This is a genomic window from Coprobacter fastidiosus, assembly GCF_982245605.1.
The window spans coordinates 1-17,962 of the sequence record NZ_CEVCIF010000048.1; the positions used below are offsets into that span (position 1 = coordinate 1).

13 protein-coding genes are annotated in these 17,962 nt (G+C 34.6%); 7 read left to right on the forward strand and 6 right to left on the reverse strand.

Annotation, left to right across the window (positions count from 1 at the left end; translation table 11 throughout):
- Positions 1-107: 107 nt before the first annotated feature.
- The 4 genes from AC0UMU_RS11365 to AC0UMU_RS11380 form a co-directional block, all read right to left on the reverse strand.
- A complete protein-coding gene (locus AC0UMU_RS11365) occupies positions 108-569 on the reverse strand; it encodes a copper resistance protein NlpE (protein WP_169721143.1) in 462 nt (153 codons plus the stop codon).
- 107 nt (positions 570-676) lie between these two features.
- On the reverse strand, positions 677-1,660 hold the full coding sequence (locus AC0UMU_RS11370) for a type I phosphomannose isomerase catalytic subunit (RefSeq protein ID WP_288639962.1): 984 nt from the start codon (positions 1,658-1,660) through the stop codon (positions 677-679).
- 8 nt (positions 1,661-1,668) lie between these two features.
- Positions 1,669-3,318: a family 10 glycosylhydrolase gene (locus tag AC0UMU_RS11375; protein ID WP_195596199.1), complete on the reverse strand. Its 1,650-nt coding sequence runs from the start codon at positions 3,316-3,318 to the stop codon at positions 1,669-1,671.
- A gap of 311 nt (positions 3,319-3,629) precedes the next feature.
- Entirely contained in the window at positions 3,630-6,245 is a 2,616-nt protein-coding gene (locus AC0UMU_RS11380) for a UvrD-helicase domain-containing protein (RefSeq protein WP_278714904.1), read from the reverse strand.
- Positions 6,246-7,374: 1,129 nt separating this feature from the next.
- Between AC0UMU_RS11380 and AC0UMU_RS11385 the strand changes: the two genes are divergently transcribed.
- The 4 genes from AC0UMU_RS11385 (at position 7,375) to AC0UMU_RS11400 (ending at position 12,031) form a co-directional block, all read left to right on the forward strand.
- On the forward strand, positions 7,375-8,001 hold the full coding sequence (locus tag AC0UMU_RS11385; protein WP_122304267.1) for a trimeric intracellular cation channel family protein: 627 nt from the start codon (positions 7,375-7,377) through the stop codon (positions 7,999-8,001).
- 9 nt (positions 8,002-8,010) lie between these two features.
- Positions 8,011-8,427, forward strand: a complete 417-nt coding sequence (locus AC0UMU_RS11390) for a GtrA family protein (protein ID WP_022391179.1) — start codon at positions 8,011-8,013, stop codon at positions 8,425-8,427.
- Positions 8,428-8,450: 23 nt separating this feature from the next.
- A complete protein-coding gene (locus tag AC0UMU_RS11395) occupies positions 8,451-10,163 on the forward strand; it encodes an ArnT family glycosyltransferase (protein ID WP_022391178.1) in 1,713 nt (570 codons plus the stop codon).
- Between the two features lie 182 nt (positions 10,164-10,345).
- Positions 10,346-12,031: a hypothetical protein gene (locus AC0UMU_RS11400; protein ID WP_278714907.1), complete on the forward strand. Its 1,686-nt coding sequence runs from the start codon at positions 10,346-10,348 to the stop codon at positions 12,029-12,031.
- Here AC0UMU_RS11400 and AC0UMU_RS11405 read toward each other — a convergent pair.
- On the reverse strand, positions 11,979-13,553 hold the full coding sequence (locus AC0UMU_RS11405) for a hypothetical protein (protein ID WP_278714909.1): 1,575 nt from the start codon (positions 13,551-13,553) through the stop codon (positions 11,979-11,981). The two genes, AC0UMU_RS11400 and AC0UMU_RS11405, sit on opposite strands and share 53 nt — an antisense overlap.
- A gap of 113 nt (positions 13,554-13,666) precedes the next feature.
- Here AC0UMU_RS11405 and AC0UMU_RS11410 point away from each other — a divergent pair, with 113 nt between their 5' ends.
- Complete coding sequence (locus AC0UMU_RS11410; RefSeq protein WP_278714912.1) at positions 13,667-15,760, forward strand: DNA topoisomerase 3; 2,094 nt, start codon at positions 13,667-13,669, stop codon at positions 15,758-15,760.
- The gene (locus AC0UMU_RS11415; protein WP_195596213.1) at positions 15,750-16,268 is read left to right on the forward strand and encodes an NUDIX hydrolase; all 519 of its coding nucleotides are present in this window, start codon (positions 15,750-15,752) and stop codon (positions 16,266-16,268) included. Before AC0UMU_RS11410 ends, AC0UMU_RS11415 begins: the two co-directional genes overlap by 11 nt.
- A 5-nt stretch (positions 16,269-16,273) precedes the next feature.
- Here the strand turns inward: AC0UMU_RS11415 and AC0UMU_RS11420 are convergent, their stop codons facing one another.
- Positions 16,274-17,242, reverse strand: a complete 969-nt coding sequence (locus AC0UMU_RS11420; RefSeq protein ID WP_195596214.1) for a diacylglycerol/lipid kinase family protein — start codon at positions 17,240-17,242, stop codon at positions 16,274-16,276.
- Positions 17,243-17,426: 184 nt separating this feature from the next.
- Here AC0UMU_RS11420 and AC0UMU_RS11425 point away from each other — a divergent pair, with 184 nt between their 5' ends.
- Entirely contained in the window at positions 17,427-17,942 is a 516-nt protein-coding gene (locus tag AC0UMU_RS11425) for an HdeD family acid-resistance protein (protein WP_195596216.1), read from the forward strand.
- Positions 17,943-17,962 lie beyond the last annotated feature (20 nt).

Sequence of the window (17,962 nt, forward strand, 5' to 3'; positions counted from 1 at the left end):
ACTCTATCGACTTTATATGCCATCTTACTTTTTAGGGACATTTACTGAATATCCCGAATTAGAGGGAGACAATAAAAAAGCCAGTCCTTTTTCGAACTGGCTTTTTACTATTTAACTAAGCGAAGAGAATAATTTAATTCAGAATCACTTTTTTCAAAATTCTCATTTAATAATATCAAAGTCGAGTCATTCTCATACAAGAAATTGAATATCTCATTTCCATTATCAGATTTCAATTGCCAGACTGTTGCGTTTATATCATTTGCGTCTCCCCTATGGGTATAACGTCTTCCCGTAGTTGTAAATATTGTATCTTTTTCCCCTGTTCCTAAATAAGCTTGTTGTAGGACAAATGTACCGTCTCCGCTATTTTGAGGAGCTGAAATCGTCAACGTGTAACGTATTCCGGCAGCATCGGCTGCAGGCAAAATACCCTCATAAATATACTTTACAGAATCTTCAGATACAGACGACTCCTGGACGACAGGACTTTTTTGTTTTGTATGTTTGCAGGCATCCAAAGAAAAGCCTAATATCAAAACAAAAATAATTATAACATACCTATTCATATCATACATTTTTTGTAAATAAACAAATAGCGGAAGATCTTGTTCATTATAACAAAAGAATCTTCCACTACAATACTAATCAATCTCTTTTATAAGGAATTCTATTATTATCGAGGAATATAACATTCCAACAACTTAACCGATTGTGTCGTCGATAAATCTATGAAGCTTGTGGATGCTGGAACTAAAACCGTCTCTCCCCGATGGAGCTCTGTCTTACATCCGTTATTATCAACCATAACAGCCTCTCCTTCCATACAAATATAAATAACAAAAGAATCCTTATCTGCAATTTCTCTCTTTACAGTCTTTTCACTATTTATCTCCAACAAATTCGTCGTAAAATAAGAACAATTGGCCAACAATACCGGTTCATTTTCTTGATGAGTATATTCTGTTTTCAGATCAGAATACATTTTATAATCAATCGCATCTTTTGCTAAGGCCGTATGCAATTCTCGCCCTTTTCCATTGGCATCTTTTCGATTATAATCATAAATCCGGTATGTAATATCAGAAGTTTGCTGTATCTCAGCAATAAATATCCCTTTCCCGATCGCATGAATTCTTCCTGCAGGCAAGAAAAATACGTCTCCACTCTTAACCGGATGGAATTGAAGGACATCCATAATCGTATTATTTTCTACCCGTTCGACATATTCATCCGGAGTAATTTGCTTAGAAAAACCTGAATACAACCCAGCTCCTTCTTGTGCAGAAATAACATACCACATTTCTGTTTTACCAAATGAATTATGGCGCTCTTTAGCCAACTTATCATTCGGATGAACCTGAATCGACAAATTATCCCTAGCATCGATAAACTTAATCAATAAAGGAAATTTATCTCCAAACCTGTCCAAAACATGCTGACCGAGTAATTCAGCTCCTTTTTCTTGCATAAGTTCTGTTAGATTTTTCCCTTTATACTCTCCATTTGCAATAACTGAGACATTGTCCTTTACTTGAGAAATTTCCCAACTCTCACCGATTCCATCAAGCTTTGTGCTTAAATTTTTAAACTTACAAATCTCACTTCCTCCCCATAAAATACTTTTGAGGATAACTTCAAATTTTAATGGATACATCATATTATTTTTCAGTTGACAATTAATATTTTTTCTTCCTTACCTCGATTATTATATAGTTCGACTCGATAAACGCCTGAAAATAGGCCATCTGTTTTTATTGAAATTTTAAACTTTCCTTCATAGATCTTTTTTCCAAAAATATTAAAAATAGCAATTCTATCAAAGTTTTTCAATGTATTCGACAAAACGACTTCATTATCTGCACCTTTATAATAAATCTCAGGAAACGACATTTGCACAGGAATACTCTCCTGATGATACATATCTACAGCTGTCACTGCATAAAAACGTTTTTTCAGAGAAGTTTCAAAAGAGCATCCACGTATTCCTGAAGCAATAATATTTGCCGGATCATTTGTATTTACCGGATAACGATCACTTCCATATAAAACATATTCCCGCACATTTGTTACAGAATCCCAATATAGAAAAGTCGATAGCGTTTTATATTCTACACACAAAGAATCAGGCGCACAAGGCAATGTTTTCCCCATGTAATTCATCGGAGGATATAATGCCGGATAGCGATATGCTTGTAAAATTGCTGTATATACAAACTTCTCGTTATTTATCAAATTTTCTAAACGATAGTAAGTTTGTCCCCCTGCACCATACCTGCGACCGTCATAAACTTGACGCATAAAATCTTGCAGTCGCCAATCTCCATCATTCACACAAAGCCTATATGCTCCTAATCCGGAAACTATCGGATGTCCCGCACAATGTTTTACCCAATCTATCAAAAAAGGATAAAAAGAACGCTCGGAAAAATACATCATCGGAACAATAAAGTCATGCTTATTCTGTTTCAGCCATTCTACCGGGTCTTGATGAACACTCTCTATTCCGCTCCACCCTAAAGAAGAAAATACCGGAAGCGTATTATATTTTCCGATGACAGCACTGCTTAATTTCACTGCCGGATCAATCTTCTTTATAGAATCATAAACCGTATATACGATTTTATTGATATTTTCTCTACGCCACTGATTCAAAGTCTTATCGGAAGAACCGTACTTCAGATATGTCTTCCTATCAGGAAAACCGGCTTTATCAGGATACCGAATATAATCGAGATGTATTCCATCCACACCATAATTCGAGACAATCTCTCCAGCAATAGATGCAAGGTATAAAGCAGTCTTCGGATTTCCGGGATCAAGATACCATTCTCTGTCCCAATATTTACACATATCCGGATATTTTGATACCACAGAACTTTTACCTTGATTTTTTATTTGACGGGAAGTCCCCAATGGCATGCAAACAAGCCAAGCATGACATTGAAGTCCTCTTCTATGACATTCTTCGACAACAAAACGGAGAGGATCATATCCGGGATTTTTCCCCGATATACCCGTAAGAACAGAACTCCATGGTTCATACCGAGAAGAATATAAAACATCGCCCCGCAATCGAGTCTGAAAAAAGACGACATTCATATTCATTTTTTGGACTTGATCCAGCAAATAACATAATTCTTCTTGTTGCCTTTTTATATCTTTTTCCGTTTTTATAATCTTTTTCGGCCAGTCCAAGCCCCAATTAGTAGTCAACCAAACCCCTCTTATCTCGTATTTAGGGGATGTCGCTTCTATACTTAAAAAAGAAAATAGGAAAAAGAAAAGCAATATATATTTCTTTAAACTAAAATACATCGTACAGTTATAAAATAGCAAACGAAGATACAGCATTTTACCTAAAACGAAAACTCCATATTTGAATTATTTCGGGAAAATATAAATTATGACACTTATTCCCGTTTTAGCTTTTCAAGGAATATTTTTTTTGTATTTCTGCAAGAAAGATAACTTATTTAGAACAAATATGTTGATTAGATTGCTTAAAAATTGGGGAATGATATAGCAACTGTTCATATTTCTGAATTCTTCATTGTTAACCTTTTAATACCACAAAGGTTATAGAATAATCCGATACATATACTGTATCATTGAAAAAATAAAATATCCTATTGGTTTAGCTTGTTCAATCGCATTACGATTGAAGTTTGGCTTCTGCCCATTTTAGCTGCAATATACTTCACACTCTTGCCCTCACTATGTAGTTTTAATAGAAATTGGTCTGCACTTCTTGTCCATCTCTTATTGGCATTGGGATGTTTTACATAACTTTCTTCTGAAAGTTTTTCAGGACGCAAAAATTCATCCACAAATACAGAGGGAAAACGTTTGTCATATAATACAAGAGTTTTCATCTTTGCCCTTGTTATTGCTACATAAAACAATCTACGCTCTTCTCCATATGGGAATTGGTCGCTTTTAGTGAGTACGTAATTAAGCACAGGGTCATCACTCACAAGAGAAGGGAAACCATATGTATCTTTGTTACATTGTAAGAGTATTACATAATCCGCTTCAAGACCTTTTGATTTATGTATGGTCAAAAACTCGATTTTTCGTCCTCCTATCACATAAAAGAACCTATTGCCCTCTTTAATGGATTGATACATAAAAGAGAGGTAATAATCGTCAAAGGAATAACGTCCCAATAAAAATATTGATTTATCTGATGGAATAGAAGCAACAAGTTGCCCTATCATATTGCAATAATCTCGCCTATCATAAGAATAGAACTCCAATTCTGTTTTCATTTCAGAATCGAATGAGTGTATATCCTTTTGTATTTGGGCCTTATTGCGCTGTATAAAGTAAGAGGACAACGAAACCAAAGGCTCTCCAAATCTATATGTAGTTTCAATTTTATTTATTTCTGTTGCTCCAAAATATTCAGGAAATTGATTAAAAAGAGCCATATCACTTCCCGAAAAACGATATATGGACTGCCAGTCATCGCCCACACAATACAACTTTGCAGGCGGATTTCCCTCTCGCAATACTTTTAAGAAATTGTAACGGTCAACCGATATATCTTGAAACTCGTCCACAATGATATAATCATACTCAACAGGGTGTGAAGCACGACATATTTCTGTAGCTTGAAGAATCGCATCGGTAAAATCAATTTGGTTACTATCGCTTAATGCACTTATATAACGTTCATATACAGGTTGAAATATATTTTTGATAATAAAAACACTTCGTTCATCATCTGCATTCTTTGCTTGCTTCAGAACTTCTTTAACAGATTTACAACTTGATTTTACCAATGTTACAAAAGTAGCTACAAGCCGTATAAACGCCTTTTCTTGCTTACTACCTTTGGGCAAAATCAAACCATACAATTCTTCATTTGTTTTCTCTTGAATTGGTACACCCACATCCTCTAATATTTTTTTGAGTTTATTCCTTATATCAGAATAATGGAAATCAGCACTTGATGTTACTAAAAGCTGAGTGCCAAATTTCTCATGAGCAGCCTTCTTCCAAGTTATACCATCATCATATTTTTGATTGGCTTCTTCGTATGTTATGTTCTTGTCTTTTGCAAACCAAGCAGGGACAAGACTATGTTCATCAACTCCAAAATGTTCCAAATAAATCCGTTTGGTTACTCCCTTCTGCTCGAAGTATATAGAAAAATCGGGACGATATTGAGAGTGCATTTCATCTGCTAATTGATGTTCGTATGGTTCTTCATATCTAAATTTTACTCCAAGTGATGATAAAACAAAGCATATCTTTTGCTCCTGTTCACTTCTCACATATATGGCTCTACCATCCATATCGGGAAACATCGCTTTTAGCTGTACATTTTTTTGTTCTGATAGTTGCTCTTGTCTTTCGTTTTTGCGCTTTTCCCAATCCGTCTCATTAGTTTGGTAATCAATAAAATATTCTACTACACTATTCTTAAAAGCCTTATTTCCTAATAAAGTGTGATAAATATCTATGAATAAGGCATCAGTATTGTCGCAAATAGAGGGTTTTATACCTGTTGCTCTTCCGATAATATCAATGGCTAATTTATGAAATGTATAACCTTTCAAACCATCAGTAGCCATTCTTTCCGTAAGTTCGGCTGCTGCTTTGTTCGTGTAACTAATTAATAAGATTCTATGAGGTGCAATACCTTTTACATCTGTTAGATACTTGACTTTTCCAATAATAGAAGAGGTCTTCCCGCTACCTGCACTACTAACGACCAAGCAATTATCTTCCTCTGAAACGATTGAACGTCTTTGTTGCTGGTCTAATGGATATTTTAGACAATGGTCGAAAAAATCTTTATGAGTGTCAAGCAAAAATGTAATAACGCCCTCATTATGCTGTTTTACAAGTTTATTGATGACTCCAAAATCATTGATGAATTTGGAAATGGTTTCAGATAGAGTGATATTGAAAGCTTCAAGTTTCTTAACGAGTGAATATGCTTCTTGAAAATGTGGTTTGTAATGATTGATAAAATCTTTTTCCTGCGTTGCAGTGATTATTTTACCACAAAAAGCGTTGTTCAGGTCGGTGGGAATATCAATAAATGTTTCTTTATTGAATGCTGATAATCTCTCTTTTGCTTGCTCATAATTAGATCTATCGCTATATGAAATTAATCCTTTTATCTGCTCTAATAACTCGTTGGACTTAACTTTAAGTCGTTTTCTGATCGTTGCTATAATTACAACAGAAATAACAACAGCACTCACAATTATGGCAAGTAAAAGATTCATATGCCAATTCACTTACTAATTCCGATGAAGTTCTTCGATTATATCTTTTCGAATTTTCTGTTTGCTATCACCTAAAACATGTAACACAATTATTCCCCAGAGTGGAGAAATAATCCCAAAGAGCACAACCCAACCAAACGCACTACGCCCCCTCTTCCTTGCCATTTTAATAGGAAGGAAAATGTAAAGCCACAGAATCAATATTAAAGCGATTACCATAGCTATTATATCAACTAATTCTTCAATCATTACAATATTGTTCAATTATAACAATGATTACAATCATCCATAGCGCCGAACGAACGATATAGGAGTTTATTTTATCATAATATTTCAGCAACAAGAATATTGTCTATATCCATCTTTCTGCAATAACACCTTTGAAAGTTAGATGCTCTGAATTACTGTGAACAAATAATATGATACCAATGAACATTGATACACAAAATAATATAAACTTTTTCATATTCAGTGTATTTAATGATGTATATAACTCAATCAATGCTTATTATTTACTCTTCTTATCCGTATTCATATAATACCATTTAATTATTAGATCACATAGATGCAGTGTAACAATAGCACCTCATGCTATATGCATGAGAGCCAATATACTATCCTTGCGTCTAATTGAAAATTTCTTACGTTTTCAAGTACAAGATAAGCATAACGCTTTTTCTTTTGTCCCATCATATGTATTGAAAAAAATAATCCATACCCAACTGTAAAATTAGTAAAAAGTTGCAACAATAAGCACTCTACGAGTGAATTATTACGACTTAGGAGTATGTTTTAGAGTTTCAACCCTCAATTTTTTGTTCATTTAGAACAACACCTTAAACAAACTTCACAAAATCCAATATTTTCATACTACGAAATTCGTTATCATAAAAATATTACAGAACTATAAAATGTGACGATACAAAGAAAAATCTTACTCCATTATTGGGCAATAATTAGACAACCGTTCTATTCCATTACCTTATGATTCTTTGCAGAATTACCATTTTTCACATTTCCAAGACTTTATTGTAATAAACTTATAATCAGATAAATAGATACTATTATTCCGATTTCAGTTGATTATTCCAACGTTTTTTGTATTTTTGTACGATCTAACTCAAAAATCATGGGGAGTACATTCGTTTCCATTATCGAAATCATTGGGACATTGGCTTTTGCAATAAGCGGCATACGTTTAGCTTCCGCAAAACAGTTTGATTGGTTCGGAGCCTATGTCGTAGGATTAGTGACAGCGATCGGAGGCGGAACTTTACGTGATTTATTATTAAACCTTCCCCCTTTCTGGATGCAGAACAGTATCTATCTGACAGTAACAGGTATTGCTCTTGTCGCCGTCATCGTTTTCGGAAAATTTTTAATCCGTCTGCAAAATACATTTTTCGTTTTCGACTCTATCGGGCTGGCACTGTTTGTCGTTGTTGGTATTCAAAAATCATTAGCTGTAGGATATCCGTTTTGGGTGGCAATAGTTATGGGTACTATAACCGGTGCTTTCGGTGGAATAATTCGTGATATACTCATCAACGAAGAACCTCTGATTTTTAGGAAAGACATTTATGCGTTAGCCTGCATTGTTGGCGGAATATTTTATTGGGGGTGCTATACCTTGCAACTGCCGGACGAAATAACCCAATCTATTGCCGCAGCAAGTGTTATACTCACACGTTTTGCTGCAGTTAAATATCACTGGGGACTTCCTGTTCTACATGGAAATGATGATGAATCTAATTAGCAGAATTTCATGGAACGATACAAATCCAACATTTTTAAAGATAAGACATTTATCCAGTTAATAAAATTTGCAATTGTCGGATGCATAAATACAGGATTATCTCTGGCGATTTTTTACATACTGTATAATTGGATAGATATAAACGAGTATATATCTAATCTTATCGCTTATATAGCGGGACTTATCAACAGTTTTTTTTGGAACAAATTATGGGTGTTCCGAAAAAACGGAGGGAATATTATCCGTGAAGCAATCTATTTTTTTCTTATTTTCGTACTCTGTTACGGAATCCAATTCGTATGCTTTCGAACATTAGTTGAATATTGCAAGATCAATGCAAACTGGGCTCAAATTCCGGCAATGATAGTTTATACAATATCCAATTATATATTGAATAGGTTTATTACATTTAAAACTAAACAATAAGAGTTTAAATAAAAATATATAACATGAAACTTGACTCTAAATCGACACTCGGAATACTATTAATAACAATCAGTATTTTAACTCTTATCCCTTTTATCGGTCTGACAGATTTTCATACAAAAGGAGAACCCCGAGAAGCCATTGTTGCTGTTTCAATGTTAGATAGTGGAAATTGGATATTACCCGAAAATAATGGCGGAGATATGGCTTACAAACCACCCATGTTCCATTGGGCAATTGCCGTAACGTCATTTTTGGCAGGAGAAGTGACAGAATTTACCTCCAGATTTCCGTCAGCTTTATCAGCAATTATTATTGCATTGTTTACATTCTTATTTTATGCCAAAAGGACGAATAACAACCTTGCATTTTTGACTTCTTTGCTATTCTTGTCTGCATTTGAGATTCATCGGGCAGCTATGGCTTCTCGTGTTGACATGGTACTGGCCTTGTTTATCATATTAGCACTATTCCAACTATATCAATGGACAGAGAAAAATCTAAAAGGAATTCCTCTAATTGCAACGTTGTTTATGGGTGCTGCAACCTTGACCAAAGGGCCTGTAGGAATTATTCTTCCGTGTGCCGTTACCGGAGCATATTTGTTGCTACGAAACGAAAATTTCTGGAAGCTTTTCTATAAACTTTTGATTACAGCCTTAATATCATGCATATTACCTGCTATTTGGTATTATTTAGCTTATCAACAAGGTGGCAGTGAATTTATAAATTTGGTTATGGAAGAAAATTTCGGAAGATTTTTAGGCAAGATGTCATACGAATCCCATGAGCAACCTATTATTTATTACATTTATACAACTATTGCTGGTTTTATTCCTTGGTCGATATTAGTACTATTCTCTCTTTTTGCTCTAAAATATTCTTCCCCCAATCTTTCTGTTAAGACATGGTGGAACAAATTAAAATCTGCCGTCAAAAACACAGACCCCATAAGGCTTTTTACATTTCTTGCCTTCGCGGTAATTTTCGTTTTCTATTGTATTCCTAAAAGTAAACGGTCTGTATATTTATTGCCGATTTATCCTTTCCTTGCATTCTTTCTTGCAGAATATATGCTTTACCTACTAAAAAAACATCAAAAAGTTTGGAGAGCATTCGGCATATTCTTATCTATCTTGACGGGTCTGGTACTTATCATATTTATAGTTCTTAAATCCGGATGGGTATTACCGTATCTGACAAACTCGGGTAACTTTCCAGAAGATATAATCTACTACATTGACGCATTCCATTCCTCATGGGATTTCGTCAGTGTCGGATGTGTAATAATTTTAATAATAGTTCTTTATCAAGTATATAAGAACAAACGAGAATTATCTTTAAATAATCGCTATCTATATTCGGTAGTAGCATTGTTCTTTTGGTTACAAATCCTTTTAGATGCCACGATTTTACCGACAATACTCAATGCCAAATCAATGCGTCCTTTTGCACAACAAGTAGAAGAGCTTATTCCTGAAGGGAAAATATACTCTTATGTCGGAGCTCCGATGATGCGTTTCTTCATTATCAATTTTTATAATGACAACAGAGTTGTCGAATTTGAAAAAGAACAACCGGAAGAAGGATATTTGTTGGTGGGAGAAAAAGACTATCCTCATATTGCCGGTAAATATTCCGACAAATATAAATTTACCGATATATTAAAAAGTCCCCGTAAAGGGAATGATGTAAAAGACATTATTCATATATACCAATTTGAGAAAATAAAATAATCTGTCTAATAGCCAGTTAGAATATATTATCAGGTCATCTTCGCATTTTCTTCCGGCCTATTTTCCCAAAAGAAACTCTCAGATCTGACCCAAGCGAAATTTAGGCAAGCTCTTAGAATGAACCATCATGAGATATTATTGTTAGTAATAAATAGCTTTTATTTATTACTAACATTGTTTTTATGCGCATCACCATTATTACACTTCTGTTTTTATTTATCCAATTTGTTCCCGGTATAGCAAAAATTATTCGAAAACCGTCTTTTGAAGCGAGGAATACAACAACTTTCAACATAGACAGCATAGAAATAAGAGATGATTTAACTCGTATTTATGCCACGTGCAATCACATTCCCGGCCAATGGATGATCATTCATTCCGACTTATATATTATCTCTCCGACAGATAAGCAAGAGTGGAAAGCTATCGAGATAGACGGAACTGACTTTAATCGCAAATTTCAAGTATCGGAACAAGGAAAAGCCAATATCAGCATAGATTTCCCTGCTCTGTCAAAAGAAATAAAAACAATAGATTTATGTGAAAGATCGGGAGACTCCCCAATACGAATCATCAATATAAACTTACAAGACGCTTCTGTATCTTCCGGTAAAGATACAATCCAAACGGCATTATTTCATAAAAATATTTCACAGCAAGATACAGTAAAACTCAATAATATCTTAAAAAAGAATATTGCGGTATTAAAAGGCCATATCAACGGCTATCATCCAAGACTTCGATTCGGAAACGGATCGATTTATTTAGATAACGTAATAACTAAAGAGCAGAGAACAATTCCCGTAAATATCGATAGTCTTGGAAACTTTACAACAACATTACAACTATATTACCCTGTACAACAAACTTTATTTTTCCCAAAAGGATATATCAATTTTTATATAGAACCGGGAGATACTCTCTTAGTCGAGACAGAAATGGATCGTCTTACTACACCTGTCAGAAATATAGAAGACCTAGAAAAACAAGATAATTATGTAAAATATTACGGAAACTTAGCTCAAACGAACTATGAGCTTAGGAATATCCGTGTATCATTTCATAATGATATACAAGAGTTAGCAACAGATATATTGACGTTATCTCCTATCCTTTTCAAAGAAAAATATACAAGAGAATATCATCAACAACGAGAGAAACTGGAAGAGTGGTTGAAAAAAAATAATATCTCAAGCAAAACTGCAGAAATAGCTTTACTAAATTCAGATTACGCCTATGCCCGTATACTGCTTGATTATGAGACTTATCATATTCGCAAGTTTCCGAACCAAGAAATTCCGCAAGAGTATTATCAATTTCTTAAAACTCTACCCCTAAATAACGAAAATTCTCTTCTCGCTGCCGACTACAAATTATTTATCAACAGATTAGAGCTATCGAATCCTCTTCTTGCCACTCGAAAGATTTCATCTTCAGACCTCATCGATTCTTTTGCGAATATCGGAGTGAAATTAACTCCGGATGAGAAAGAGCTAATCGTTTTTTCTATGAATTTAAAGAACCTAAGCGATACTGTAAACTTTAAAAATTTTGCATCCAGAATGTATGAATTCAACCATAAATACGCATCAGAACAAATATTAATAAGAGAAAAACTGAATACACAAAAAACATACGACATATATACAAGTCTTTTAGGTCTGAATCCGGGAATCACTCTCGATTTATTATCTACCAGAAAATTTATTCCTCGTTTGAATATAATGAAAAGGAAGTTAACATCGAAAGAATTCGACACATATACATTCTACATAGAACAACCTTTCTTAAAGCAATTCATGAACGAAATAAACATCAATTTCGTACCTGACACGGTATCCAACGATAAACGGTGTAATTTGGAGTAGTTCCGGCTTTCAATGAAACGGAGTCTGTTATGCAATATCCAGCCTGTTTTAAAAAAGAAGAGGTCAAAAACGAAAGATTGTCCGTAATAATGACAGGTATTTGAAAAGTTGAAATTCGTTGATGGAGCTGCAGTTGCCAGTCTCTATTCTTCAATGCTATTTTATTCGCTTCTGGGAAAATATGACTTATAGCGCCATTATTCTGTAAAGTAGAAATATATTCCGTTTGTCCGTTGTTCCAAACAGGGAGTTGATTATCCCATGCATATTTTGCTAATAACGGGGAGTAGATCTGTACTCCTTTAGTTTTGTCTATATCTAAAATCTTATAAAGACTTTCCCATTCAGATTTTTCCCGATCATTCATTTCTTTTGGAATATTAATAAAAAGACCGATATGGTATAACGAAAATAGAACAGTTCCCATAAGAGCAACATTCTTTAATTTATCTTTTTTCAATGTATCAATTTGGGATAGTGTGTAAATGGCTAAAACCGGTATAAACAATTGGTAAATATAAGTCATATATGCTCCCTTATGCATTCCCAATCGAAGTATAACGATAAAATATACACAAACGGATATGGCATAAATATCAGGCATTTCGGACAATTTTATTAATGGACTATTCCGATCTTTCCTTAAATTAAAAGATATTATAACCTTTCCGGATATATTCTTATACCGATTATACTCTATCAGCAAAAAAAGCAAAAGCAACGGAAAATAAAACAATCCGGTTATAGCCAATTGTTTTATCAAATGAGACAAACTATGTGATGCGACAGCTAAATGATGAACAATGGCTATCGAAAAAAAAGCAGGATATAAATAGTTTATAAAACTTGCCGCACAAATGAAACAAAAAATCGAAAACAGGGTATAATATAAAGCCTGTTTTTTAGATCGGAATAACAACCATATAAATACAGGCACACAGACAATTACAAAATACTGCTTTATAAAAAATGACAATATGGTTAGAAATGATACCTCGCAAATATCTGTGATAGTTTTTATTCTTTTAGCTTTGTATAAGGTCAATAACATAACAAAAACTCCCAGCGTATTAGGTAAGGCGACACAAAGTCCCATACTCCATCCGACAATCAAAGTTATCGAAAATGTAAGAAAGGCATACACAATCGAATTTGTCTGATTTTTTACCTCCTTTGCTGATATCCAACCGCATAGTATAGTGCCGAATAAAGCGATAAAACGTTGAAACAACAACAGATCTATATGAGTAAAACTAATAAGGGAATATAACCAAGATGTCAATAACGGCACGACAAATCCATAGACATAAAAAAAAGGAGGTATATTAACCGCATCATACGGATTCTTTCCCTCGAGGAACATACGGGTAATGTCAATATTAGCAAACTCCCGGTATTCGTTCGGATAAGGAGAAATCAACCAATAAAACGAATAAATGATAAATATCAGGCAATAAACTGCTGATGCCCCTAAACAAAAATAACCGACCGAATTAAATTTCTTGAAGTTTATTCTTTGCATAATCATTTTTCATCAAACGATTTACAAATATAATATAAGATTATCGACAAAAGCTCTTTTCTGCATTAAAATTAAAATCTTACATTTGTAAAGAAAATCGAATCAGTAAACGAATGAAAGTTTGTATTGCCGAGAAACCGAGTGTCGCAAAAGAAATTGCCGACATTGTAGGAGCAAAAACCAGACATGACGGATATTATGAAGGGAACGGATATCAGGTTACATGGACATTCGGTCATCTTTGTACATTGAAAGAGCCTCACGAATACGCTCCACAATGGAAATCGTGGTCTTTATGGAGTCTTCCGATGATACCTCAACGATTCGGTATAAAACTGATTCAGGATAAAGGCATTGAGAAACAATTCGGTATTATCGAAACTCTCATGTCCAAAGCTGAGGCCGTTATCAATTGCGGTGATGCAGGACAGGAAGGGGAACTTATACAACGTTGGGTAATGCAAAAAGCCGGCTGCAAATGTCCGGTATATAGGCTATGGATATCCTCTCTTACCGAAGAGTCTATACGGGAAGGCTTTGAAAATCTGAAAAAACAAGAAGACTTCAATACGTTATATGAAGCCGGACTATCAAGAGCTATCGGAGACTGGCTATTGGGAATGAATGCCACCCGTTTATATACATTAAAATATGGTCAGAATAAACAAGTTTTATCAATAGGACGTGTACAGACTCCGACTTTAGCTTTGATCGTCAACCGTCAGCTCGAAATTGATAATTTTGTGTCGCAACCCTATTGGGAACTCAAAACAATATATAGAGAAACCGTCTTTTCTGTTACGAAAGGCCGTTTTCAGACGGTAGAAGAAGGAGAGACTTTTTTGCAAGAAGTTTTGGGAATCCCGTTTGAAGTAACCGATGTTTCCAAAAAACAAGGGAAAGAAGCTCCTCCCCGACTTTTTGATTTGACATCTCTACAAGTAGAATGCAATAAGAAATTTGCATTTTCGGCAGAGGATACACTCAAATTGATACAATCTTTATATGAAAAGAAAGTAACGACCTATCCTCGTGTAGATACCACATTTTTAAGTGACGATATTTATCCTAAAGTTCCCGGAATACTGCAAGCCATAGCCTTTAATTCGATTTATGAACCGTTAATAACCCCTTTACAAAAAGGGAAACTGCCCAAACCTAAAAAAGTTTTTGACAATTCAAAAGTAACAGATCATCACGCTATTATACCGACAAATGTACGACCGAATAATCTTACGGATAATGAACGGAAGGTATATGATTTAGTTGCTCGTCGTTTTATCGCAGTATTTTATCCGGATTGTAAAATCGCAACGACAACTGTTTTGGGAAAAGTCAATAATGTCGAATTCAAGACAACAGGGAAACAAGTTATAGAACCCGGCTGGAAGACTGTTTTCGAAAAAGATAAAGATCCGGAAAAAGAAAATGAAGAAGAAAAAGTTCTGCCTGACTTTATAAAAGGAGAAAGCGGGCCGCACGAACCATCTTTAACAGAGAAATGGACACAGCCCCCCAAATTATATACCGAAGCTACCTTGCTAAGAGCAATGGAAACTGCCGGGAAATTAGTCGATGACGATGAATTACGCGATGCTCTGAAAGAAAACGGCATAGGACGGCCATCCACTCGTGCTGCAATAATAGAGACACTTTTTAAACGGAATTATATCCGGAAAGAGCGTAAAAATCTCATTCCGACATCTACCGGTATAGAATTGATACAAACAATACAGGACGAACTGCTAAAATCAGCCGAATTGACGGGTATATGGGAAAATAAACTAAGAAAAATAGAGCGTAGTGAATATAATGCCCGAAATTTTTTAGATGAACTTAAAATAATGGTTACTCAAATCGTTAACCATGTCAGAAATGACTCTGTCAATAGAAGCATTACTATTCAAGATACGGAAAAAATAGAAACGAATAAAGCAAAAAAAACAGATACGAAAAAGAAAAGCAAAAATGCGAATCCGGCAAAAAAAGAAATAAAGAATCAAAGACTTGAATCGGAAATAAATGAAATAATTTGTCCAATATGCAAACAAGGGAAAATATTGAAAGGTAAGTCTGCATATGGATGTTCTAACTGGAAAAACGGCTGTACATTCAGAATTAATTTTTCTGATTGCCCACCGGATATTTCGACTGAGGAACTCCAAAAGGTTGTAGAAAAATATAATACAGAACGAAATGAAGAATAATTCTACGGAACTATTTCCGATAATAGACGAACAAGGCCATACAATAGGGAAAGCGACTCGTAAAGAATGTCATAACGGAAGTAAACTCTTACATCCGGTAATTCATCTACAAATTTTTAATAAACGTGGAAATTTATACCTCCAGAAAAGAGCTATGAACAAAGATATTCAACCGGGAAAATGGGATACAGCAGTCGGAGGACACGTTGATTACGGTGAGAGTATTGAAGACGCTTTGTTTCGTGAGACTCGGGAAGAACTGGGCATTACGGACTTCTCTCCGACTTTTTCGTTTTCATATATCTTTGAATCTGAAATAGAAAAGGAAATGGTATATTCTTACCGCACTACATATGACGGACTGATAGTTCCCGATAAAGATGAAGTAGAAACCGGTCGTTTTTGGTGCATTGACGAAATTGAACAAAATATAGGGAAGCAAATATTTACACCCAATTTTGAAATCGAATTTCAACGATTACAAAGCTATTTAAAAGGTCTTTTATAACGGGATTAAATATTCAGTTCTGTTTTTATTGTATCGACAACATCCCAGAAAACAGATTGTATAGGCTCTATCAGTGATTTTTTATTATTCTCTTCCGGAACAAGGGCTTTTAATCCTCCCGGAACACAACTCACATCTATACGGGCGTCCATCATTATCGGTTCTCCATCTATATGCATGATTCCCGGTTTTTCCCGAATAATAGATATAGACTCCGTTTCGAATGTTTTAATATTACTATTCCGGTCTATAAGTTTAGTAAACAATTGAACTGCTAACGGCCCTATATCAAAAGGAGTAAAGGGTCGTATGATCGTAACATCCAACTTTCCATCCTGCATATTGGCACGTGGAGCGATATATGCGTTATTCCCATATTGAGAAGCATTACCACATGCTATCAAAAATGCTTTTTCCTTAACCGATCCGTCTTTACTTTCCAAGCGATAAGTCTCGGTTTTGTATTTCATATACTCAGTAACGGCTTTTCTCAAATAGGTAAGTCCTCCCCTGTGCTTATCTTCTGCAAACTTCATACTTACCCAAGCATCGAAACCGACACCACAAGTACAGAAAAATACTTTATCATTAGCTTTGCAGTAGTCCAAAGCTACAGTTCTATTTTCATTGACAATCTTTAATGCGCGGACGACATCGATAGGAATTCCCAAATGACGAGCCAAACCGTTACCCGATCCGATAGGAATAATTCCTAAAGCCGTATCGGAATGGATAAGAGCCTTTGCTATTTCGTTACACGTACCATCTCCTCCTACAGAAAGCACATAATCTGTTTTTTCAGCTACAGCCTCTTTCGTCAAAATAGTGGCATGCCCGGCATATTCAGTGAATTTAATCTGAATATCAAATACGCTGTCATCCAGTGTCGCTTTTATAGTTTCAGGAATATTCACTTTTGAGTGAGTTCCTGATATCGGATTAATAATAGCCAGCAGACGTTTTCGAGTACCCATAGATAAATAAAACAAATTATACTATTTACTATACAAATGTAACCATTTAAATCCAATCTATAAAAACTATAATTCCCAACAAGGGTTTTAAATACTAAAAAATCTGTTATTTTGGACCAAAACAAACAGAATATAGAACAAATTTTATGTTATCTTTGTCTGAATAATAAAAGATATTCAAGCTATGTACAAATTAAAAAATACAATTGTCAGAAGTATTGTTGCTATCATAACAGGAATCGTTCTGATTAAGTGGCCAAGACTTGCCCCGAACATGATTATCATAATTATCGGTATCCTTTTTATCATACCGGGAATCGTTACATTAATCAATTATTGGATACGCAAGTCTAAAGAAGGAATGAAATTACCTTCTTATATTTTGATAGAAAGTACCGGTAGTATATTATTAGGTTTATGTATGGCATTGATTCCTGAATTTTTCACGGCATTTTTTATGTACTGCCTCGGATTCCTTCTCATTTTAGGAGGCATAACTCAAATTATATCATTGGTTAATATACAACGTAACATCCCGATAAGTTTATACTATTATATTACCCCTATACTAATTCTCATTGCCGGAATTATAACCGTTTTGAATCCTTTCGAAACTCAAGATACGATCTTGATCATGTTCGGTATATGTGCAATTATTTATGGTATAACAGAACTGGTCAATTATTATAAACTTAAATAATTTAAAGGACATAATAAACT